The organism is Massilia sp. Root418 (assembly GCF_001425265.1).
In the GTDB taxonomy this organism is placed as follows: domain Bacteria; phylum Pseudomonadota; class Gammaproteobacteria; order Burkholderiales; family Burkholderiaceae_D; genus Rugamonas.
Genome location: NZ_LMEC01000011.1, coordinates 660,076 through 681,966 on the forward strand (window position 1 = coordinate 660,076; position 21,891 = coordinate 681,966).

At 65.9% G+C, this 21,891-nt stretch carries 21 protein-coding genes and 1 pseudogene; 3 read left to right on the top strand and 19 right to left on the bottom strand.

Annotated elements, in window-relative coordinates; all coding sequences use genetic code 11:
• Positions 1–164 precede the first annotated feature (164 nt).
• Positions 165–512: a flagellar hook-basal body complex protein FliE gene (gene fliE / locus ASC94_RS10365; protein ID WP_056393987.1), complete on the top strand. Its 348-nt coding sequence runs from the start codon at positions 165–167 to the stop codon at positions 510–512.
• Between the two features lie 67 nt (positions 513–579).
• Here fliE and ASC94_RS10370 read toward each other — a convergent pair whose 3' ends face one another.
• From ASC94_RS10370 to ASC94_RS10425, 12 genes are all read right to left on the bottom strand, one after another.
• The gene (locus ASC94_RS10370; protein ID WP_056393989.1) at positions 580–1,341 is read right to left on the bottom strand and encodes a flagellar brake protein; all 762 of its coding nucleotides are present in this window, start codon (positions 1,339–1,341) and stop codon (positions 580–582) included.
• The gene (locus tag ASC94_RS10375; RefSeq protein ID WP_056393990.1) at positions 1,341–1,679 is read right to left on the bottom strand and encodes an EscU/YscU/HrcU family type III secretion system export apparatus switch protein; all 339 of its coding nucleotides are present in this window, start codon (positions 1,677–1,679) and stop codon (positions 1,341–1,343) included. The genes ASC94_RS10370 and ASC94_RS10375 overlap by 1 nt, the downstream gene beginning before the upstream one ends.
• Positions 1,669–3,231: a flagellar hook-length control protein FliK gene (locus ASC94_RS10380; RefSeq protein ID WP_082616386.1), complete on the bottom strand. Its 1,563-nt coding sequence runs from the start codon at positions 3,229–3,231 to the stop codon at positions 1,669–1,671. Before ASC94_RS10380 ends, ASC94_RS10375 begins: the two co-directional genes overlap by 11 nt.
• Positions 3,232–3,251: 20 nt before the next feature.
• Entirely contained in the window at positions 3,252–3,581 is a 330-nt protein-coding gene (locus tag ASC94_RS10385; RefSeq protein WP_056393992.1) for a flagellar protein FliT, read from the bottom strand.
• A 3-nt stretch (positions 3,582–3,584) separates the two neighbouring features.
• Positions 3,585–4,028, bottom strand: a complete 444-nt coding sequence (gene fliS, locus ASC94_RS10390) for a flagellar export chaperone FliS (RefSeq protein WP_056393994.1) — start codon at positions 4,026–4,028, stop codon at positions 3,585–3,587.
• Positions 4,029–4,045: 17 nt separating this feature from the next.
• On the bottom strand, positions 4,046–6,721 hold the full coding sequence (fliD, locus tag ASC94_RS34015; protein WP_056393996.1) for a flagellar filament capping protein FliD: 2,676 nt from the start codon (positions 6,719–6,721) through the stop codon (positions 4,046–4,048).
• Between the two features lie 189 nt (positions 6,722–6,910).
• Complete coding sequence (locus tag ASC94_RS10400) at positions 6,911–7,291, bottom strand: flagellar protein FlaG (RefSeq protein ID WP_056393998.1); 381 nt, start codon at positions 7,289–7,291, stop codon at positions 6,911–6,913.
• A gap of 98 nt (positions 7,292–7,389) precedes the next feature.
• Positions 7,390–8,907 (bottom strand): flagellin, encoded by a 1,518-nt coding sequence (locus ASC94_RS10405; protein ID WP_056394000.1) that lies wholly within the window; start codon positions 8,905–8,907, stop codon positions 7,390–7,392.
• Between the two features lie 292 nt (positions 8,908–9,199).
• Positions 9,200–10,795, bottom strand: a complete 1,596-nt coding sequence (locus ASC94_RS10410) for a GGDEF domain-containing protein (RefSeq protein ID WP_056394001.1) — start codon at positions 10,793–10,795, stop codon at positions 9,200–9,202.
• Between the two features lie 145 nt (positions 10,796–10,940).
• On the bottom strand, positions 10,941–11,588 hold the full coding sequence (locus ASC94_RS10415) for a response regulator transcription factor (protein WP_056394003.1): 648 nt from the start codon (positions 11,586–11,588) through the stop codon (positions 10,941–10,943).
• 44 nt (positions 11,589–11,632) lie between these two features.
• Complete coding sequence (locus tag ASC94_RS10420; protein WP_056394996.1) at positions 11,633–12,841, bottom strand: sensor histidine kinase; 1,209 nt, start codon at positions 12,839–12,841, stop codon at positions 11,633–11,635.
• Entirely contained in the window at positions 12,838–13,434 is a 597-nt protein-coding gene (locus ASC94_RS10425; RefSeq protein WP_056394005.1) for a hypothetical protein, read from the bottom strand. The genes ASC94_RS10420 and ASC94_RS10425 overlap by 4 nt, the downstream gene beginning before the upstream one ends.
• Positions 13,435–13,466: 32 nt before the next feature.
• On the opposite strand from ASC94_RS10425, the gene greB reads away from it, so the two are divergent.
• Positions 13,467–14,033 carry a transcription elongation factor GreB gene (gene greB, locus ASC94_RS10430; RefSeq protein WP_056394007.1) on the top strand — a complete coding sequence of 189 codons (567 nt, stop codon included), beginning with the start codon at positions 13,467–13,469 and terminating at the stop codon, positions 14,031–14,033.
• A gap of 34 nt (positions 14,034–14,067) precedes the next feature.
• Positions 14,068–14,919 (top strand): hypothetical protein, encoded by an 852-nt coding sequence (locus ASC94_RS10435; RefSeq protein WP_056394009.1) that lies wholly within the window; start codon positions 14,068–14,070, stop codon positions 14,917–14,919.
• Between the two features lie 26 nt (positions 14,920–14,945).
• Here ASC94_RS10435 and ASC94_RS10440 read toward each other — a convergent pair whose 3' ends face one another.
• The 7 genes and pseudogenes from ASC94_RS10440 to ASC94_RS10465 form a co-directional block, all read right to left on the bottom strand.
• Complete coding sequence (locus tag ASC94_RS10440) at positions 14,946–17,231, bottom strand: bifunctional (p)ppGpp synthetase/guanosine-3',5'-bis(diphosphate) 3'-pyrophosphohydrolase (RefSeq protein WP_056394011.1); 2,286 nt, start codon at positions 17,229–17,231, stop codon at positions 14,946–14,948.
• 70 nt (positions 17,232–17,301) lie between these two features.
• Positions 17,302–17,505, bottom strand: coding sequence for a DNA-directed RNA polymerase subunit omega (rpoZ, locus tag ASC94_RS10445; RefSeq protein ID WP_005665923.1), 204 nt, complete (start codon positions 17,503–17,505; stop codon positions 17,302–17,304).
• Between the two features lie 40 nt (positions 17,506–17,545).
• Entirely contained in the window at positions 17,546–18,193 is a 648-nt protein-coding gene (gmk, locus tag ASC94_RS10450; protein ID WP_056394012.1) for a guanylate kinase, read from the bottom strand.
• Positions 18,194–18,266: 73 nt separating this feature from the next.
• Positions 18,267–19,568, bottom strand: coding sequence for an FAD-binding oxidoreductase (locus tag ASC94_RS10455; RefSeq protein ID WP_056394013.1), 1,302 nt, complete (start codon positions 19,566–19,568; stop codon positions 18,267–18,269).
• Positions 19,569–19,578: 10 nt separating this feature from the next.
• The gene (locus ASC94_RS10460; protein ID WP_373888111.1) at positions 19,579–20,478 is read right to left on the bottom strand and encodes a saccharopine dehydrogenase C-terminal domain-containing protein; all 900 of its coding nucleotides are present in this window, start codon (positions 20,476–20,478) and stop codon (positions 19,579–19,581) included.
• A gap of 120 nt (positions 20,479–20,598) precedes the next feature.
• Positions 20,599–20,996 (bottom strand): annotated as a pseudogene (locus tag ASC94_RS33625) (saccharopine dehydrogenase NADP-binding domain-containing protein); the annotation flags it as partial.
• Positions 20,997–21,061: 65 nt separating this feature from the next.
• Positions 21,062–21,871, bottom strand: coding sequence for a DUF72 domain-containing protein (locus tag ASC94_RS10465; RefSeq protein ID WP_082616387.1), 810 nt, complete (start codon positions 21,869–21,871; stop codon positions 21,062–21,064).
• Between the last annotated feature and the right edge of the window lie 20 nt (positions 21,872–21,891).

Here is a 21,891-nt window from a genome sequence, read left to right on the forward strand (position 1 = left end):
GCGGTCCCGGCCCATCGCAGGAAAAGCAGGCTGTTTACCGGCCTGCTTCTGGCAGCGGCTTGCCAGGTGGACAGGTATTCTGGCAGCACTGATCATTCCGCCGCCTATTGTAGCGCGGCGCCACCGCATGATTGTTCCGCGGAAGCAACAAATTTGGAGTTCACATGAAAACAAGCGGCCTGGGCATAGACAGCAGCAGGATACAAGCGATGATGGAGCAGCTAAAGGCGCACGCGGCCAAGCCGCAGGCGTCGGTGCCGGCCATCCAGACCGAGGCGCCGGCCGCCAAGGTGCAGTTCTCGGACGCGCTCAAGGACGCGCTGGACGCGGTGTCGGCCAGCCAGACCAAGGCCGAAGGGCTGGGCAAGCGTTTCCAGATGGGGGACGATTCGGTCAGCCTGTCGGACGTGATGGTCTCGATGCAAAAAGCCAGCATCAACTTCCAGGCCACCATCCAGGTGCGCAACAAGCTGGTGTCGGCCTACCACGACATCATGAACATGCAGGTGTAAAGCATAAAAAATGGGGTCAGGGTTAGTTTTCGAGGCAACGAAAAACTAACCCTGACCCCATTTTTTTTCAGCCGAGGCCGGCGATGCGGGCGTTGCGTTCGCGTTCGAGGCGGGTAATGTAGCGCTGCACGGAATTGAGCGCGCCGCGCGCCATGTCGGTGAACTGGCAGCCGAGGCGGCGGTTGGACTTGTTGTTGAGCAGGGTCATGTCGATGCAGTTGCGGATCTGCAGGCCGGTGACGATGGGGCCCACTTCCGGCAGCTCGATGCGGCAGTCGCCGTATTGCTTGCCGATGCTGTCGCCCAGCAAGAGCTTGTTGTCCAGAATGGCGATGCCGCCGCAGCTGATGTCGGCCAGCGGGAAGCTGGTGCTGCCGCCGCCCAGCTCGGCAGGCAGCGGGATGACCACGCGCACCGGGTTGCTGACCGGCGTGCTCATGCGGTAGTACTCGCGCCGCTGCAGGCGGATCAGGGTAGGCGGCAGGGCGATCTTCAGCGCCGGCGCGCCCTCGAACGTGCATTTTTCCACCCGCTCGCTGGAGAACAGGATGCGGATCTTGTCCAGCGTGGTTTCATAGGACAGCGACCTGGCGTTCAGAAGGCGCTGGTTTTGCTCGGTGTTGATGGAGCAGTCGAGGATGACGCTGTTGTGGTCGGCGTCCACGTCCAGGATGGAGGTCACGCACACGTCCGCTTCGCCATCCACCAGCATGCGGATCAGCTGGTTTTTCTCGCTGATGCTGCGCAGCAGCGCAATAATCTCCCTGCGCGATTCCACCTCAAAGTCGTGCCAGTTTTCCAGGTCCGCGTCTTGTCTGTTTGGGTGCATTATTGTTCTGGGTCTCTGAGTGGAGAGCTGGTGTCCGGGGCCGGGGGCGGGGGCTGGCCGGATTTTTGCGCTGATTCAATATGATATAGCCACGCTAATAGTTCCGCAATTGTCCGGTAGAGCGCTGGCGGGATTTGTTGATCTAAATCCACATCCATTAACAAAGAGACTAGCTCCTTGCTTTCGTGGATGTGCACGCCGTGCTCGTTGGCCACGTGGATGATCTGCTCGGCCACCAGGCCGCGCCCCTTGGCCACGACTTTCGGTGCCGGCGAATTGTTCTTGTAGGTGAGGGCCACCGCGCTTTGCAGCGGGCGGCGCGGCGCGTCATTCGCCATGGCTGTCTCCGGGCAGGGCAGAGACGGCTGGCACGGCCGCGCCGGCATCGGCAGCGGGCGCCGCCGCGCCTGGGACGCTTTCGGCGGCGATGGTGAGCGAGGCCAGCGGGGAACCGGCTGCTTCCATGGCTTGCTGCAGCTGGCCAGCCCAGGCGCGCAGGGTGGCGGCGCTGTCGTCCTCGCCGGTCTGCACCTGGATGTGGACCTGTTCGCCCACCAGGGTCACCGCTGCCGAGATCTTGCCCAGCAGCGGCAGGCGAAAGCGCACGCCGCTGCGCCACACCGGTTCCTGCTCGCGGCCGTCGGCCTGCTCCTGCTGGCTGCCTTCGCGCTGGTCGCGCTGCACTTCCCATTGCATGGGCTGGCCTGGCCAGGCCTGGCCGTTCCACTGCACGCGCTGCTGTTCGTGCGCGTGCAGCTGCTGGTTGATCATTTGCGCCGCGCTCAGGTCCGGGCCGGCCAGGGCGGCGCGCGCCAGGCTTTCGCCGGTCTGCGGGCCGCTGGCCTGGGACTGCGCCTGGGCGCGCTGGTTTTGCGGCTCGCGCATCAGTTCCTGCAGTGGCCGCTTGCCTTCAGCCCATTCGGCGACGTGGGATTCATAGAACAGGCCGCTTTCGCCGAGGGCGTTTTTGAGGCTGTCCGTGAGCTGGTCGGCGTCGGGTACGCCGGACGAGATCAGCGGCGTCTTGCCGTTGATGGTGGCCGGTACGCCCGGCGCGCTGTAGGCGGTGGCGAGCGCGCTGGCGATGGTGCGGGCTGCTGCGCTCAGGGTTGCGGCGGGGGCGTCGCGGCCGAGGTCGGGCAGCTGGTCGGACGGCGTGAGCGGGGCACGGCCCAGCAGGGCGGCGGCCAGGCTTTGCGGGCGCACCTGGGCAGCGGATTGGCCGCCCGCTTGCATGGCGGACTGGGCTGCTTGCTGTGCCGCGCCCTGTGCGCCTGCAGGCCCGGTGCCGGCGGCTAGCTGGGCTGCCACGCCGGCGCGGGTCTGGGCGGCGCTGGCTGCGGCATTGGCTGCCGCGTTGGCGGCTGGATTGGCCGCAGCGTTCGCGGCTGCACTGTTTGCGGTATTGCCCGGGCTTGTTGCCGCGTTGCTTGCGGCGTTTGCTGCGGCGTTGGCGTTGCCTGTGCCGGGCTGGCGGCCGGTTAAAGTGGTGGTGTCTTGCGAGGGCAGCCGCCCTTGCGGCGCGGTGTCGGGGCCGTCGCCGGGCGGCAGGCCGTTTTCAGTGTAGAGCTGGGCGGTCTGGGCCTGCGGGCCGGTGCCGACCTGGAAGGTGGGGCGGGGCGTGACGGAAATCAGCGTCAGCGGCACTTCGGCGCCCACTTGGGCGCCGCCGGGCAGCTGCATGCGGGCCGAGTTGCCCGCCACGCGCACCAGGTAGCTGCCGTCGTCGTACTTGGACAGCACCTCGCCCTTCATCGGCTGGCCCACCATGCCGCTCAGCGCGCGCTGGAACGCGGCCTGGCGCGCATCGCTGACGGGGATGGCCGCCGGCGCAGGGGAGATTGCGCCGGCAGGCCTGACGCCGGTGGCGTCCAGACGCGGCGGCAACATGGGCTGTCCTTATTCCGGCTTTACACGCTGCCGTAGGCGTTCACCAGGCGCCGCTCGGTGCCGGTGCTGTTGATCAGGGCCGACAGCTGCGCCATCCATGGCATGGCCAGGTCGCGGATCTGGCGGTCGGCGGTCAGCATCTGGCGGATCAGTTCGACTTTGCGCTCGCGCTCGGCGCCCTGCATGGGGCGCGGATCTTCCTGGCCCTGCAGCGTACGCACGTGGACGGCGCAGCGCTGTTCCAGTTCCACCATCTCGTCCCATTCGGCGCGCATGGCGTGCGCCAGCATCTGCTCGGTCAGCGATGCCATGTCGGCGTACACGGATAAAACTTCTTGATTCGTCATCATAAATCAGGCGCTCGCGTATTTGCTCATGTTGGTCGGTGCGGCGGCGGGCGCGCGCGCGGTGTCGCCGATCTGGTTCCAGGCGTCGCGCAGTTCCACCAGCAGGCGCTGCACTTCTTCCAGGATGGCCGGGTCGTTCTTCAGGTTGGCCGTCAGCAGGCGGCCGCTCATGTATTCGTACAGCGCGTCCAGGCCTTCGGCAATTTCGCCGCCCACCTTCTTGTCGAGCGCGGCGCGCAGGCCGCTGTCGATAATCATGATGGCCTTGGAAATGGCCTTGCCTTTTTCACCGATATTGCCGGAACGCATGTTTACCAGGGCGTTGCTGATGGAGACCAGCGCGCCGTCGAACAGCATGACAATCAGTTTGTGCGGGCTGGCGGCCACCACGCCGGTTTCCATTCCCACCTTGGCGTAGGCGTTGACCCCGGTTTGCCTTGATCCGAACATAGTCTGTCTCCCTTAAATTAACTGTTTGCCATGTTCGCGAACTGCTGCGCGAGGAACGAGGCGGTGGTGCTCATGCTCGACAGGGCGGTGTCGAGCGCGGTGTACTGCTTGCGGTAGCGCGCTTCGATATCGACCAGTCTCGCATTGAATGCATCTTTTTGCTTGGCGATATCCTGCACGCTCTTGTTCAAGCCTGCGGTGCGGCCGGTGATCACGCCTTTCGCGCCCAGGTAGCTGCCGGCCAGGTTGTTGAGCTGGTAGGCATAACCCTGCGAGAAGCCGATGGTGCCGCGCTCGCCGGTGGTGTCGCCCTTGACCAGCAGCTTCAAGCCTTCGATGGGCGCGCCAGGGGCGCCGGTCAGCGTCTGGCCGTCGCCGACGGCGGAATAGCCGCCGATAGTGCCGGCCACGTCCACGCCGTCCACCGAAGCGGCGCCGCCGAAGACAGTGGCCACCGAGGTGCCGGTGTCATTGGTGAGCGTGATGTTGGACTTGGAGCCGTAGCGGTTGGAGGTCACGCTCAGGGTGCCGTCGTCCTCCACTTTCACGGCCACGGCCGAGCCGAGGTTGGTGAAGGTGGTGGCGCCGTTGATGGACGACTGCAGCATGGTAGCCAGGCCGGCCGGCGTGTAGGTGCCGGCTGCCAGCTTCACGCTGGCGGTGTTGGCTGCCGTGCTGGGCAGGGTGTCGTTCAGCTTCACGGTCCAGACCGTATCGGCGCCGATCACCACCGAGTCGGGCACGGGGGCGGCGCTCTTGATGCTGCCCTGCGTGGCCAGCGTGGTGATGTTCAGCGCGTAGTCGCCGGGCTTGGTGGCGGCGGTGGAGCTGGTGAAGCTGATGTCGGCATCCGTGCTTTTACCGACCGCGGCGAACAGTCCGGCGATGTCGTTGAAATTGCTGGCGATTGCCTTGTTCAGCTTGCTCGAATCCAGGGTCAGCGTGCCATCCTTCTGGAAGCCGATGCCGACGTCGGTCAGCGAGGTCAGTTTGCCCTGCAGGCCGGTGATGCTGGCCGACATTTGGCGCCGCAGTGCGCTCTGCAGGTTTTGCACGGTCGAGTCGCCCAGCAGCGGGCCGCCGGTCTTGGTCTCGGCGTTGTAGCCGTTCAATTGCTTGATCTGGGCGTTGAGTTCGTTGTAGCCCTTGATGAAGCCGTTGATCGAGGTGGTCAGCGTGGCGGTGTCCTTGGCCACGGTCAGGCTGGCCGTACCGGTCTTCACGGCGGTGAAGGAGATGCCCTCGACCGCGCCGCTGATGGTGGTGCTGGTGCTGGTCACCGGGATGCCGTTGATGCTGGCCTTGGTGTCCTGCGCGGCGGTCTTCTGGCTCAGGCTTTGCACACCGCCCGGATCGTAGCCCAGCAGGGCCACCAGGTCGGCGTCGGGCGGATTGCCGTCCGCGCCGGTCAGCGCGATCTTCATGGTCGACGTGGCGCCGGTGGCGCTGGAAGTCAGCACCAGGTGGTTGGGCTTGTCGGTGCTGCCGTCGGACACGATGCTGGCGGTGACGCCGAAATTGGCCTTGTTGATGGCGTCGCGGATGCCGGTCAGGGTGTTGTTCTTGTTGTCGATGACAATATTGCCGCTGCTGCGGGTGCCGTCCTGGGCAAAGGTGGCGCCCAGGTAGGCGCCGCCCACGCCAGCCGTCAGCCCGGCGGCGGCCGGATTGGTGCCGCCCACGGTGACCTGGCTGCCGCTGGCCGACACCAGCGAGATGGTGCTCATGGCCGTGACGCTGGAGCCGGCGTTGGCGGTGCCGCTGTTGGCGATGCCGCCCTGGACGTCGCCGGTCACGTTTTCCGCCACCACCACATTGGAGCCGTCTTCATTCTTGAACTGCAAGGTGCCGGCGGCGGCCGAGCCGGTGAAGGTGATGTTGGCGTCGGCCAGCGCGCGCGTGGTGGCGTTGTCGCCGCCCAGGGTGGTGTCGAGCTCGGCGGCGGTGATGCCGGCGCCGCCCGCCACGCCGGCCACCTGGCTGGCAATGGTCACGCCGCCCACGCTCAGCGCGTAGGTACCGCCCAGGGAGGTGTCGATGTCGCCGAAGGTGCTGGCGCCGCCGGTGCCGAACAGGTCCGCCGCAGTGGTGGTGGTGGCGGCCTTGGCCGACACGCCGGTGGTGGTGCTTTTCGCATTGATGGCGTCGGCCAGCAGCTTGGCGCTGCGGATCGAGCTGTCGGTGGCGATCACGGTGCCGTTGATGGACAGCGCGCCGGGCGTGATGCCGCCGCTGAGCACGCCTGCGCCCAGGGTGCCGCCGGTCACGCCGAAGCTGCCGCCGGTGACCGTGCCGAGCTGGATGGTCAGATTCGTGGTGGCGCCCAGGCCGATGGCGGCCGTGGTGCTCTTGAAGCCGCCCGAGGCCAGCGTCTGCGCCTGCGCCAGCTGGCTGATGTCCACCTTGTAGTTGCCGGGCAGCGCCTTGCCGGTGGCGCTGCCGGTCATGATGGCGGTGTCGCTGGATGTGCTGCTGAGTGCTTGGAAACTGGACAGGGAAGTCAGGCTGCTCAGCGCGCTCTGGAAGGAGCCCAGCGCCCCGGACAGGCTGCCGAATGCCGACACCTTGCCCAGGAAGCTGGCCGACTTCTTGTCCATGTTGGCCAACGGCTGTGCTTCAACGGACATCAGCTTGCTGATGATGGCGTTGACGTCCAGTCCATTGGAACCGATGCCAGGAGAAGAAATGCCCACGAGGAACTCCTAAGGAAAACGATAAGATAAGTCATTATCGGCAGAATCAAAGCCGACTTGAGAAGGGGATTTACCGGCCAGTTCCAGCGTCGCTGAAAAAGTGGGCAGCACGCAGGGTGATCGGCGCTTGGGGTCGCCACCATGATGCCATGGCGGGAAAAAAAATGGCGCGCCGGGCGGCGCGCCCATTCAGGCGGTCTGGCTGATCAGCAGACCCTTGGTGTTGTCGAGCGCCTTGGCGATCTGCAACGCTTCGGGCGAGGGCATCTGCCGCAGCACTTCCTTGGTGGTCTGGTCGATCACCTTGACGATGGTGCGCTTGCTGTCGTTGTCGATGGAAAACTCCAGGCCTTGCGACTTGGCCAGCGGCGACTTGTTCAGGTCCGATACTGCCTGGTTGACCTGCTCCAGCGTGGGCGCCGGCTCGGCGCCGCGCACGGCTGCCGCCGTTTCCAGCACCGTGGCGGCGGGCGCGCGGCCAGCAGACTGCGGCGCCACGTTTTCCGCGCCACTGACCGGACGCTCCGTGCTGCGCAGCGGGGCAGCCGCGCTGATGGAATCGATAGTCATGATGCTTCCTTTACGAAAAAACCCCGGCTGAACAAGTCAGCCAGGGTGCTGGTCGGCAATGATGGTTGCCCATCATTGCATTACCGGCTTAGCGGCGATTAGCCACGCAGCAGGGACAGCACGCCGTTCGGCAGCGAGTTCGCCTGCGCCAGAATCGCGGTACCGGCTTGTTGCAGGATCTGGCCACGGGTCAGGCTGGCCGTTTCCGCTGCGAAGTCGGTATCCTGGATGCGGCTACGGGAAGCCGACAGGTTTTCCGTGGTCGTTTGCAGGTTCGAGATGGTCGAAGCGAAACGGTTCTGGATCGCACCCAGTGCTGCGCGGTTGCTGTTGATCGAGTTCAGTGCCGCGTCGATGGTCAGCAGGGCCTTGTTCGAGCCGTCAACGGTGCTCACGTCCAGGTCGGACACCGCATCCAGTTCGCTGCCCACGTCGGAAGCGCCGGTGATGGCGGTGCCGGTGCTGGCGATCGAGAAGCCGCTGTCGGACGAGAACTCCACACGGCCGCCAACGGTGATGTCGGCGCTGGTCATGTCGACGTCGGCACCAGGACCGGCTGGCAGGTCAGCGCCGCGAATTTTCGCGTTGGTGAAACCCGTGCTGGTGCCTGCTGGCTGGATTTTAATGTCGTCGCCAGCATTGTTGTCCAGCTGCAGTTCCTTGGCGCCAGTGGCCTGGTCGACTTTGATGCTCGCGGTGACGTTGGTGGTGCCGGTCTGCGCATTGATCGCCTGCGCCAGGGCCGAGAGGTCGCCGCCTTTGACCGACGACGAGATGGTCACGGTCTTGCCGTTGGCACTGGTCAGGTCGAACTGAAGCGAGCCATCGTTCGAGCCGTCCGCCGCGGCCACACCCGTCGCATCGGTACCGATGTTCTTGATGGTAGCAGTGGTCTTGGCTTGTGCAGTCACACCGCTGGTGGACGACAGGGCATTGACCTTATCGGCAACTACTTTGGCGCTGTCGCCAATGGCGGCGTTGACCGTGGTGGTGGTGCCGGAGCCGGAGCTGATCGTCAGCACTTCAGCAGCCGCCACCAGGTTGTTGGCGGTAGCGGTTGCTTGCGATTGCGAGGTGGCGGTGTCCACCGGACGGATCACGTTGTTGCCGATGTCCGAAGCCTTGGCGCTCTGCACGCCGACCGAGATGGTCTGGTTGGAGTTGGCGCCAACCTGGAACTGGGTGCTGGTCAGCGAACCGTCCAGCACGTTCTGGCCGTTGAACTGGGTGCTGGTGGCAACGCGGTCCAGTTCTTTCGACAGCGACGATACCTCGTTCTGGATCGACTTGCGGTCCGAAGCGGAGTTCGAGCCGTTGGCCGACTGCACGGCCAGTTCGCGGATACGCTGCAGCAGGTCGCCGGCGGTGCTCAAACCACCTTCAGCCGTCTGCGCCAGCGAGATGCCGTCGTTGGCGTTGCGCGCTGCCTGGTTGTTGCCGCGAACTTGCGAAGTGAAGCGTTCCGAAATTGCCAGACCAGCAGCGTCGTCTTTGGCGCTGTTGATGCGCAGGCCGGAAGACAGGCGTTGCAGGGAGGTGCCCAGAGCGGCTTGCGACGAATTCAGGTTACGTTGCGAGTTCAGCGAGGCAATGTTGGTGTTGATGGTTTGTGCCATGATGTGTTTCTCCGAAACTTGTACTGCGAGTTGGGCTACTTGCTCATTTCACTTTGGCCCGCCCCGCTGTTCCGGGACGATCAAGCCGCTGTTGTAATGGGTAACGGTTGCCCCATGGGAAAATTAAGGGAGAAAAACCCGCTAAATTTTTTCGTTTCGCCCTCAAATTCACTCAGCAGTACACGCTTAAGCGGCGCGTTTTTGCCGAACTTTAGGGCCAAAAATAATTTATTTTGGGCATAAAAAAGGCCCGCACAGCGGCGGGCCCTGGGTATTTTTGGCAGGAAATTAGTTATTCGGCAACCACCACGCGGTTCTTGCCGGTCTGCTTGGCCTGGTACATGGCCTTGTCGGCCCGCTTCACCAGGTCGGTCTGGTCCTCGTGCGGGCGGCGCAGCGCCACGCCGGCCGAGAAGGTGATCAGCACTTTCTCGTTGTCGTGCATGAAGAAGTGGCGCGTCAGTTCGCGCTGCAGCCGCGTCATGGTCTGGGACGCGGCCTCGATGCTGGTTTCCGGCAGCAGGATCAGGAATTCCTCGCCGCCGAAGCGCGCAATCACGTCCATCGACCGCAAGGTGTCCTTGACGATCTTGACCAGGTGCTTGAGGGCGGCGTCGCCGGCGATGTGGCCGTAGGTGTCGTTGAGCTTCTTGAAGTCGTCCAGGTCCAGCACGGCGATGCACAGCGGGGTGCCGCGCCGGTCCGCGCGCGCGGTTTCGCGCTCGAACACGTCGTCCAGGCCGCGCCGGTTCAGGCTGCCCGTCAGCTGGTCTTCGCGCACCAGCTCGCTCATATGCTGCAGCTTCGCTTCCAGCTGGTGGATGCGCGCCTCGGCGTCCTGCACTTCCTGGCGCGCCATCACCATGTTGTCGCGCGCCTTGAGCGCTTCGCCCTGCACGATGCGGGTTTCCTTCAGCACGTCGTCGAGGATCTGGTTCAGCTCGGTGATGTTCTCGGCCTGGCTGATCTTGGCCGAGTAGCCGCCGATCTTCTCGTGGAAGTCGCCGGTCGAGGCGGCCACCTGGCCCAGGCGGTCGATAAAGGTCATCATCATGTTCTTGACGGTGAGCTTGACGTCCGACAGGCTGTGCTTGAGCTGGCTTTGCTTGTAGATCACATCCTTCAGGCTGCGGGTGGCGTCCTCCAGCGCGCGCTGGTCCAGCGGGCCCGCAATCAGCGCCTGCACCGCGTCGATCTGGCCGCGCAGCCAGGAATCGTCGTCCAGCAGCTCGCCCACGTTTTCCAGCAGCAGGCGGAACAGGCGCAGCAGCAGTTCCTGCTGTTCGGCCGTGTCGCCGCTCTTGAGTTCGATCTGGTAGCACAGCTGTTTCAGGCGCAGCGCGATTTCCGACAGCGCCGCCTCGGTGTGGGCTTCCTTGGTGGCCGCGCCCAGCGCTTCGGCCTCGGCCACCAGGGCCGGGGTGCCGCTGAGCAGGGAGGCCACCGCGAAGCTGAGCGTACGGCTGAGCATTTCGCGCAGCGCCTTGGTGTGCTCGCCGTCCGGGATGTCGGCCATGTCGATGCCGCGCTTGACGGCGGCCGGGCGTTCAGCCAGCTGGGACAGGGTGCGGGCATAGCCTTCCCAGTCGCGCGCCTTGACGGCGCGGCTCAGGCGGCGGCCGTAGTCGGCCAGGTCGCCGGGCTGGTCGCCCAGGCGGCTGGCGAACTGGTACAGCATCAGTTCCGGACCGGCGTCGGCGGGCGCGGCGGTGCCGGCCAGCACCGGGGCCGGGGTCGGCACCGGAATGCCGGCGATCTCGTGGTATATGTCGCGGTAGGCCTCCGGCGTCGGCGCGATGCGGCGCGTGGCGAGGCGGCGGAATGCTTCGCGTGCGATGTCGGCCGGGTTCTGCTCGTTCGCGGCGGGTGGTGACGATTTGCTGGACATGACGCACGGCCTTTTATCTGGTTTTACTGACTGGCTTCATGATAGTTCAGGCCAGCGCCCGTTTATGCGCGGATAAGCGGGCAGAACAGCACTTACTTTTAAGCATGAGACAATATCGAACCAGCAATACTTGTTTCCTGCGCCGCTATTCGATCAGCTGGTTTTTGATCGCATAGTGGGTCAGCTCGGCGCTGTTTTTCAGTTTCATCTTGGCCAGCAGCCGGGCGCGGTATTCGCTCACCGTCTTCACCGACAGCGACAGTTCCTTGGCGATGGCGCCCACGGTCTTGCCGGAGGCGATCATGGTCAGGGTCTGGTACTCGCGGTCGGACAAGGTTTCATGGGGCGGCGCCTCGTGGTCTTCGCCCACGTGGTTGGCCAGTTCCTGTGCCAGGGCCGGACTGATGTATTTTAACCCGCCGGCGACCTGGCGGATCGCCGTCACCAGTTCTTTCGGTGCGCTCTGCTTGGTCAGGTAGCCGGCCGCGCCCGCCTTGAGCGAGCGGATGGCGTACTGGTCCTCGCGGTGCATGGACAGCATCAGCACGGCCAGCTCGGGTTTGTCCTTCTTGACCTGCTTGAGCACCTCGATGCCGCTGCGGTCCGGCATCGAGATGTCGAGCAGCAGCACGTGGCAGCCCGATTTGCGGAACAGCTTGACGGCGTCGAGGCCGTTTTCCGCTTCGCCGGCCACCACGATGTCGCGGGTGTCGGCCAGGATTTGCTTCAAGCCTTCGCGCACGATGGCGTGGTCGTCGGCAATGAAGACTTTGATGAGGGCTTTGTCTGACATGGGTGCGCGTTTGCGGCCGAGCTATTTCATTTCGGCAATAAGTTTCAACGGACTATTGTAGCGCCGCCGGGCGCAGCGGGCGAGGGCGCTGCGGCGCTTTCGTGCGCATGGTGTCTGTTTGGCGGCGTGTTTTCGCTTTTTATCTTGATGGCGACCACCGTGCCGCCGCCCGGGGCCTGGCCCAGGGTCAGGGTGCCGCCCAGCGCGCGCGCGCGTTCGGCCATGCCGCGCAGGCCGAAGGACTGCGGCTTGGCGCGGTCGGCCGGCGCAATGCCGCGCCCGTTGTCGCGGATTTTCAACAGAATGTACTGGCGCGTGCGGCTCAGGTGCAGCGCCACCTTGCTGGCGCGCGCATGCTTGGCGATATTGTTGAGCGCCTCCTGCACGATGCGGAACAGGGCGCTGGCGCGGTCCGGGTCCAGCTCGATCTCGCCCGGCCCGCTGTCGAAGCGCACTTCGATGCCGGCCTGGGTGCCGAATTCCTTGGCCTGCCACTCCAGCGCCGCCACCAGGCCGAAGTCCAGGATGGAGGGGCGTAGGTCCAGCGAAATGCGGTGCACCGCGTCGATGGTGCGGTCCACCAGGGAATCGACGTAGGCAGCCTTCTCCTGCAGCGCGGCGTCCTCCTGCGGCAGGCGCCGGCTCAGCATGGCCAGCGCCATCTTGATGGCGGTCAGGTTGCCGCCCAGGTCGTCATGGATCTCGCGCGCGATGCGGGTGCGCTCCTGTTCCTTCACGTTTTCAATGTGGGCGGTCAGCTCGGCCAGCCGGGCGCGGCTCTGGCGCACTTCCAGCTGCTCCAGCTTGCTCTCGGTGATATTGGTCATGATGCCTTCCCAGCGCACCGTGCCGGCGCCCGGCAGCAGATGCGGGGTGCAGCGCAGGTTGATCCATTTCACGTCCTTCCACGCGTCCACCCAGATGCGGCCTTCCCAGTTCCAGCTCCACAGCGAGGCGGCCGAGGCCTGCATGGCGTCCAGGTAGGACTTGCGGTCGTCCTCCAGGATCAGCTGGAAGAAGCGTTCCGGCTGGGCGTGCAGCTCGGCGGCCGCCACGCCCAGCAGGGCCTGGCAGCCGTCGCTCAGGTAGGGGAAGGCCACGCTGCCGTCGGCGCGCCGCTCGAACTGGTACACCAGGCCGGGCATATTGCGCACGATGGCGTCGAAGCGCGCCTGGGCTTGTTCCAGCGCCTGCGCAATGGCCGGTTGCGTGGTCTGCGCAGCTTGCTGTGTCTCACTCAGCGGTTTGCTCATGGCGCGCGGCGGCGGGCGCGCCACTGGGTAATGTAGCGGCGCAGCACGCGCCACAGGCGGTTGCCGTTGCGCGCATGCGCGGCCGGGTGCAGGCGCTGCCACAGCGCCTGGCGCCAGGCGCGCGCGGCGGCGGCCAGGGCCGACACTTCATGCCAGGCCCGCGTGGCGCGCAGGCGCCCGGTCCAGTCCTCCTTGAGCGCCATGAAGCGGCCGTGGCACCAGGCGAACCAGCGCAGGCACAGCAGGGCCGGCAGGGTCAGCGCATAGATGCGCGCCACGGCGGCCGCGCCGGCCAGCTTGGCCGCCAGGATGGTGCACACGCCGGTGAAGGCGTGGCCCTTGGCGATGGCCAGCAGGGCCAGGATCTTGACCGGGAACAGCAGCAGCCCCGGCAGCACGAACAGGCACAGCGCGGCCAGCGGGCCGAGGCCGGCGATCCAGCGCGCCAGGCGCGGCAGCGGCACCACGCGGGTGACGGCCGCCATGATGCGCGCGCCCACATCCCACAGCCATTCCTCGATCAGCAGGATGATGGCTGCCAGATAGACCAGGGGCGCCAGCAAACGGCGCCTGAATGTGTACAATCGCTTCATGCAGTCATGATACGTGAAAGTAGTACAAAGTTATGAGCAAAGCCTTCACCAAAGAAACAGACAACGACGATGACGACGACGCGGCGGCGCTGGCGCTGGCCATCCCGCCCGGCTCCAAGAACTACATCACGCCGGCCGGCTACCAGCGCATCAAGGACGAGCTGCTGCAGCTGATCGACGTCGACCGCCCGGAGGTGGTGCGCGTGGTGCACTGGGCCGCCTCCAACGGCGATCGCTCCGAGAACGGCGACTACATCTACGGCAAGAAGCGGCTGCGCGAAATCGACCGCCGCATCCGCTTCCTCACCAAGCGCATGGACCTGGCCGAAGTGGTCAATCCCAGCGTCCATCATGGCAGCGACCAGGTGTTCTTCGGCGCCACCGTGACGTATAGCAACCCCAGCGGCGAAGAGCGCACCGTCACCATCGTGGGTATAGATGAGCTCGATCCGCTGAAAGGCAAGATCAGCTGGATCTCGCCGGTGGCCCGCACCTTGACCAAGGCGCGCGAAGGGGATACTGTGACCTTGCACACCCCGAACGGGGTGGAAGAGCTCGATATCCTGAAAGTAAGCTATCCTGCGCCGGCAGACGAATAGACTGCGCCGCCAGCTGGCGGCGGCACTTGGCACGATGCTGGTGCTGCTGCCCTCTCTTGTGCTCGCGCGTGCGCCGGACGTCTACACCATCGACCACAACTTCAGCCGCGCCGACCTGCGCGACCGCTACACCTACCACCTGCTGACGGCCGCGCTGGACGCGTCCAGCGCCCAGTACGGGCCCTACGACCTGCGCACCTCGCCGCTGGCGATGGAGCGCGACCGGCTGATGCAGGAAATGGTGCTGGGCAAGCTGGTCAACCTGAGCGCCCAGATCACCTCGCCGGACTGGGAACACAAGCTGATCCCGATCCGGATTCCGGTCGACAAGGGCCTGGCCGGCTACCGCGTGTCGCTGATCGATGGGCGCCGCCAGGCCACCTTCAGCGCGGTGCGCACCCTGGAGCAGCTGAAACGCATTCCGCTGGGCGTGGGGCGGCAATGGAGTTCGGCCGCGGTGTTCCTGGACGCCGGTTTCGCCGTCGCGCTGGGCAATTCGACTGCAGGCCTGCACAGCATGCTGGCGGCAGACCGCTTCCAGCACTTCCCGCGCGGCATCGAGGAGGCGCTGTACGAGCAGGGCGCGTATGCGCCGTCCTTTCCGGAGCTGGCGCTGGAGCGCAGCTTCGTCATCTACATGCCCTTGCCGCGCTATTTCTTCGTGGCGCCCGGCCACGCGCGCCTGGCCGAGCGGCTGGAGGCTGGCCTGCGCGCGCTGATGGCCGACGGCAGTTTCGACCAGATCTTCCATGAGTTTTACGACGAGCTGATCGAGAAGGTGGGCTTGCGCAAGCGGCGCGTGTTCAGGCTGGAAAACCGTACCCTGCCGCCGCAGACGCCGCTGGCCAACAAGGCCTACTGGTACGAACCGCTGGAACACAAGTAGGCGGGGCAGGGCACAGGCCCCGGTGCTCAGCTGCGTTCGCGCAGGATGCGGTTTACGCCCGCCACGCGGCGCACATTGCGCAGCAGCCCGGCCAGGTGCACGCGGTCCTTCACCTGGATGGTGAAGCGCAGCTGGTGCAGCACGTGTTCCTTGTCCTCGTCCATGCCGACAAAGGTGATGTTGCCGTCCGACTCGCCGATCTCGGCCGCCACGCGCGCCAGGATGCCCTTCTCGTTGTTGATGAGCAGCTTGATGCGGCTGTCGAAGCGGCGGTTGATGTCCGCGCCCCATTTCACGGCGATCCAGCGGTCCGGCTCCTTCTGGCGCTGGCGCTTGGCCACCGAGCAGTCGCTGGTGTGCACCAGCAGGCCCTGGTCGCGCCGCAGCTGGCCGATGATGGCGTCGCCCGGGATCGGCAGGCAGCACTGCGCCAGCTGCACCGACACGCCTTCGCTGCCGCAGATGGTGACCGGGTCCAGTTCCGCCGCGCTGTTGTGGTCCACCGGCGCGGCCGCCGATTCGCCGCCCAGCAGGCCGAAGATGTGGCGCGCCACCAGCGCCGCCATGCGCTTGCCGATGCCGATGTCGGCGTACAGCTCGTCCATGGACTTGGCGCTCGATTCGTTCAGCAGGCGCTCGGCCAGCGGCTCGGGCAGGTCCGGATCGATGCTGACGGACGCCAGCGCCTGCGACAGCAGCTGGCGGCCCAGCGCGATCGATTCGGGCAGGTTGATGGTGCGCAGGTGGTGGCGGATGGCCGAGCGCGCCTTGCCGGTGCGCACAAAGGACAGCCAGCTCGGGCTCGGGCGCGAGGACGCGTCCGTGACGATTTCCACGATGTCGCCGTTGCGCAGCTCGCTGCGCAGGGTGGACGGCTCGCCGTTGATGGTGACCGACACCGTGTGGTCGCCGATGCCGGTGTGGATGGCGTAGGCGAAGTCGATCGGCGTGGCGCCGCGCGGCAGCGCGATGATCTTGGATTTGGGCGTGAACACGTACACCGAGTCCGGGAACAGGTCCACCTTCACGTGCTCCAGGAACTCGGCCGAGTCGCCGGTCTGCTGCTGGATGTCGAGCAGCGACTGCAGCCAGGCGTGGGTGCGCTGCTGCATGTCGGACAAATTGATGTCGCCGGTCTTGTACAGCCAGTGCGCTGCCACGCCCGATTCGGCGGTGCGGTGCATTTCCTGGGTGCGGATCTGGAATTCCACCGGCGTGCCGTAGGGGCCGATCAGCGTGGTGTGCAGCGACTGGTAGCCGTTCAGCTTGCGGATCGCTATGTAGTCCTTGAACTTGCCCGGCATGGGCTTGTACAGCGAGTGCAGGGTGCCCAGCGCCACGTAGCAGTTGGGGAAGCTGTCCACCACCACGCGGAAGCCGTACACGTCCAGCACCTGCGAGAAGGACAGGTGCTTGCTGCGCATTTTCTTGTAGATGCCGTACAGGGTCTTTTCGCGGCCGTACACCTCGGCCTCGATCTCGGCCATGGCAAGGGTGTTCTTGACCGACTCCAGGATCTTCTTGACCACCTCGCGGCGGTTGCCGCGCGCCGCCTTCACGGCCTTGGCCAGCACGTGGTAGCGCAGCGGGTACAGGTGCGAGAAGGAGATTTCCTGCAGCTCGCGGTAGATGTTGTTCAGGCCCAGGCGGTGCGCGATGGGCACGTACACTTCCATGGTTTCGCTGGCGATGCGGCGCTTCTTGGCCGGGGTCATCACGTCCAGCGTGCGCATATTGTGCAGGCGGTCGGCCAGCTTGATGAGGATGACGCGCACGTCCGAGGCCATGGCCAGCAGCATCTTGCGGAAATTCTCCGCCTGCGCTTCGATCTGGCTCTGGAACTCGATCTTCTCCAGCTTGGACAGGCCGTCCACCAGGTTGGCCACCGGCGCGCCGAAGCGCTCGATCAGCTCGTCCTTCTTGACGTCCTGGTCTTCCATGACGTCGTGCAGCAGCGCGGCCATGATGGCTTGCGCGTCGAGCTTCCAGTCGGCGCAGATCTCCGCCACGGCGATCGGGTGCGAAATGTAGGGCTCGCCCGATTTGCGCACCTGGCCCAGGTGCATCTCGTCCGAGAAACGGTAGGCTTCCTTGACCTTTTTCAGGTCGGCTGCCGTCATGTACTCGGACAGTTTTTCAGTCAGGTGCGTGACGGACGCAACGCCCGCCGTCAAAGTGGGAGTAGCGAGTGGCGAAGAGGTCACAGGTGGCAGTGCGGAAGGTGCAGAAGTGGGAACGCCCGGCTCAATCTTGGCCGGGCGCCGTGCCCGGCTGGCGGGCTTGCCTGTAACATCGGTGTCAGTCAGGTCCATACATGTCCAGTGTCGGTGTGCTTGGGCTTGAACCTCGAACTACACTGGGCGGGAAGCGCAGGCTCCCAACTTACATGGGGACCTTTTTCAGCATTTCCAGGCCGACCTTGCCGGCGGCGATTTCACGCAGTGCGACCACGGTCGGCTTGTCCTTGGCTTCCACTTTAGGGGTGTGGCCTTGCAGCAGCTGGCGGGCGCGGTAGGTTGCAGCCAGGGTCAGCTGGAAGCGGTTCGGTACATTCTTCAGGCAATCTTCAATCGTAATACGGGCCATCTTAACTCCTAAAAGTACGGCTGGTGCGTTGCTGCACCGGTTATTCTGCGTGGTCGGCGTGGATGCCCAGCTGGGCGAAGAGTGCTGCGCTGCGGGCCGCTTGTTGCGCAAACCGGCAACGGGCCGCTCTCACAATCGCGCTCAGTTCGGACAAGGCGACCGGAAAATCCTGATTGATAATAACATACTCGAACTCCGGCGCGTGTGCGATTTCGCCGCCGGCCGCCAGCAGGCGGCGGGTGATCACGTGCGGTTCGTCCTGGCCGCGCTTGTGCAGGCGCTCTTCCAGCGCGGCGATGGACGGCGGCAGGATGAAGATGCCGGCCGCCTGCGGGAACTGCTTCTTCACCTGGCGCGCGCCCTGCCAGTCGATCTCGAGCAGGATGTCGGTGCCGGTGCGCATCTGCTCTTCCACGAAGATGCGCGAGGTGCCGTAGTAATTGCCGTGCACTTCGGCCCATTCCAGGAATTCGCCCGCCTGCGCGCGCGCCACGAAGTCTTCCGGCGTGGTGAAGAAATATTCGCGGCCGTGTTCCTCGCCCGGACGCGGGGCGCGGGTGGTGGTCGAAATCGACAGCTTGATGGTGGGTTCCTGCGCCAGCAGCGCATTGACCAGGGTCGACTTGCCGGCGCCGGAGGGGGCGGCCACCATGAACAGGCTGCCGGAGAAGGCGGAAGTTTGGCTCATGTTGTTCTTTCGGAAACGGTGCGGGCAGCTAAGCGTTTGCCCAAAGGCGTATTTTATCACTTGCCCTGCATCACTACAGCATATCCTTGAGCTGGAAATACAGCTTGCCCAGCACCAGCGCGGGCGTGCGCATCAGCGCGCCGCCCGGGAAGGCGTGGTGCTTGAGGCGGGCGAACACGTCGAAGCGCGCGGCCTGGCCGTCGATGGCTTCGGCCGCCAGCAGGCCGGCCATGCCGGTGAAGGCCAGGCCGTGGCCGGAAAAGCCCTGCAGGAAATAGATGTTGGCGTCCAGCCGGCCCAGGTTGGGCGCGCGGTTGGCGGTGATGTCGATGAAGCCGCCCCAGGCGTGCTCGACCTGCAGGTCGGCCAGCTGGGGGAACACGGCCAGCACGCGGCTGCGCACGCGCGCCACCAGGTTGCTGGGCGTATTGCCGGTGTAGCTGTCGCCGGCGCCGAACAGCAGCCGGTGGTCGGCGCTCAGGCGGAAGTAGTCGAGCACGAAATTGGTGTCGGACACGGCGCTGCGCTGCGGCAGCAGGGCGGCGGCGCGCGCGGCCGCCATCGGCTGGGTGGCCACCATATAGGTCCCCACCGGCATGATGCGCGCGCTCAGCTGCGGCGCCAGGTCGCCGTATTCGGCCAGGTAGACATTCCCGGCCAGCACCACGAAGCGCGCCCGCACCTGGCCCTGGGCGGTCTTGACCACCGGCGCGGCGCCGCGTTCCAGCACGAACACCGGCGAGTCCTCGTAGATGCGCACGCCCGCTGCCAGTGCCGCGCGGCCCAGGCCCAGGCTGTATTTCAGCGGGTGCAGGCTGCCGGCGCCCAGGTCCGCCACGCCGCCGCAATAGCGGCCGCTGGCGATCCACTGGTCGAGCTCGCCCGGCGCAATCCACTGCAGCGGGTAGCCGTAGCGCTCGCCCACGTGGCGTACCCAGTGTTCCAGCTCGCGCAGCTTGCGCGGCGTGACGGCCAGGCTCAGCGCGCCCGGCGTGAAGTCGCAGTCGATGGCATGCCGCGCGATGCGCTCGCGCAGCAGCTGCACGCCCAGCACCGAAGCATCCCAGGCGCGCTGCGCGTCCTCCCTGGGCAGCTGGCGCTCCACGGCGCGTTCGCCGTCGGCGCCGAAGCCCGGCAGCACCTGGCCGCCGTTGCGCCCCGACGCGCCCCAGCCCACCCGCTGCGCTTCCAGCAGCACCACGCTATAGCCGCGCTGCGCCAGCTCCAGCGCGGCCGACAGCCCCGCCAGCCCGGCGCCCACCACGCACACGTCGGCCGCCACGTGGCCGGACAGCGGCGGCAGCGGGGCGGGGCGCTCGACGCTGGCCTCGTAGTACGAGTCCTCGATCACGCCCAGTTCTTTTTGCAGCAGCACGGCGCACCGCCTAGCCGACGCGGAAGTTCAGGAACTGCCAGGGGTCGCTGGCGTCGACAGCTTCCTGGTACAGCGGGCTGCGGTCCTTGAGCGGCGACCAGTCGCCGTACTCGCCCACCAGCTGCCCCAGGTAGGGCGCGGCGATGCGCAGCACCAGGTCGTAGTCGATGTCGTCCGGCTCCACCACGCCGGCGCGCGGATGGCGCATGGCCCACACCATGCCGGCCAGCGCGCCGGCCGCCACCTGCAGGCTGGTGGCCGAATTGTGCGGCGCCAGCAGGCGCGCCTGTTCGATGGTGAGGCGCGAGCCGTACCAGTAGACGCCCTTGCGGTTGCCCATCAGTAGCACGCCCAGCTCGTCCATGCCGCTCTCAATCTCCTCGCGCATGATGCGGCGCTCCGGCTGCAGCCCCCAGTTGCGGCCCGCTATCTCATGCAGCGACAGCACCGCATCGTCGCAGGGATAGTAGGCGTAGTGCACGGTGGGGCGGTACACCACTTCGCCCCGCTCGCGCAGCGTCAGGTGGTCGGCGATGGAGATCGATTCGCCGTGCGTGACCAGGAAGCCGTGGTAGGGGCCTTCCAGCGGGGTCCAGCTGCGCACCCGGGTGGCGATGCCCGGGCGCTGCAGGTAGATGGCCGCGTCGCAGCCGTAGCCGTGGCGGCAGGCGTCGTCCGGCCAGTGCCGCTCATGGCTGCCCCAGCCCAGCTCGGAGGGCTGCAAGCCCTCGCTGACAAAACCGCGGACCGACCAGGTGTTGACGAATTCGCCGCGCTGCTTGCGGCGGCTGGAGAGCTGCGTATCGCGCTCGGCGATGTGGATGGTCTTGATGTCGAGCCGCTGCGCCAGCGCAGCCCAGTCTTCGTAGCAGCGCGGCTGGCCGGGATCGATGTCCTGGCTTGTGGCCATGGCCAGCAGGGCCTGCTTGACGAAGGCAGACGCCAGGCCGGGATTGGCGCCCTGCGTGACGACCGCGGTGGCGCCGTCGCGCTTGTCGAGCCGGAACGCCAGCACCGCTTCGCGCAAGGCGTAGTTGGAGCGCTGCGACAGGGTGCGCTGCGGCGCATCGTAGCTGCCGGGCCAGGGTTCGATGCAGGTGTCCAGGTAGAGCACATTGTGCCGCCAGCAATAGCGGATCAGTTCCAGGCTGGCCACCTCGACCGACAGGTTGAGCAGGAAGTCGCCGTCGCGCACCGCGCCTCAAGCACGCTTTCATAGTTGCTCTCCGTGAGCGGCTGGGCCTGGAATTCCACGCCGTACTCGGCGGCGATGCCGCTGCGGTCGGGGCTGCGTGAAATGATGCGCACCTGGTCCGGGCGCAGGGTGATGTGGCGGAACAGCAGCGGCAAGATGGCCTGGCCTATGCTGCCGAAGCCCAGCATGATGATGCGGCCGCCGAATTCCGCGTATTTTTCCGGCTTGTCCATGGGATCCTCCTTTCCGCTCCCTCAGCCATGTTCAAGCCGATTATGGCGGCCTGCGCCGGGCTGTTCTATGCGCCAGCTAACAAAGCGAGCAGGGTGGTGGCCGCGGCTGGCGCGCGCTCCTTGGCGCCGTTGATGAAGTAGACGAAGACGTCGCGCCCGGCGGCGGCTTTGGCCGCGGCCGGTGCAGGGCCGGCATAAGGCAGCGCGTCCGGCAGCGCGCCGGCCTGCCACTGCGCCGCGCGCTGGGCCCACTGTGTCAGCGCCGGCTTGCTGTAGCCGGTGGCGAGTTCGCTGCGCGCACACATCAGGCGGGCGTAGATGAAGTCGGCGGTCGGGTCGGCGTAGGAGGGGAATTTGTCGGAGTCGGTGAACACGGTGGCCACCTTGTGTTTGCGCGCCAGCTTCAGGTAGTCCGCGCACATGAAACTGTCGTGCCGCGTGTCCAGCACGTGGCGCAGCTTGCGCGCGCCCAGCTTGGCCGGCAGCAGCTGGAAGAACGCCGCCAGCTCGTCCGCATCGAAGCGCTTGGTGGGCGCCAGCTGCCACAGGATGGGGCCCAGCTTGGCGCCCAGTTCGTCCAGGCCGCTGGCCATGAAGCGCTCGATGGATTCGCCCGCTTCGCCCAGCGCCTTGCGGTTGGTGCAGTAGCGGCTGGCCTTCACGGCAAACATGAAATCGTCCGGCGTCTGCGCGGCCCAGTTGGCGAAATGCTCGGGCTTGGCGTTGCGGTAATAGGTGCCGTTGATTTCGATGCTGCTGACCTGGCGGCTGGCGTATTCCAGCGCGCGCTTCTGCGCCAGCCCGGCCGGGTAGAACGTTTCGCGCCACGGCGCGAAATCCCAGCCGCCGATGCCCACCCTGATGTGTTTGCTCATGTCTGCCCTCCTTGCCTGGA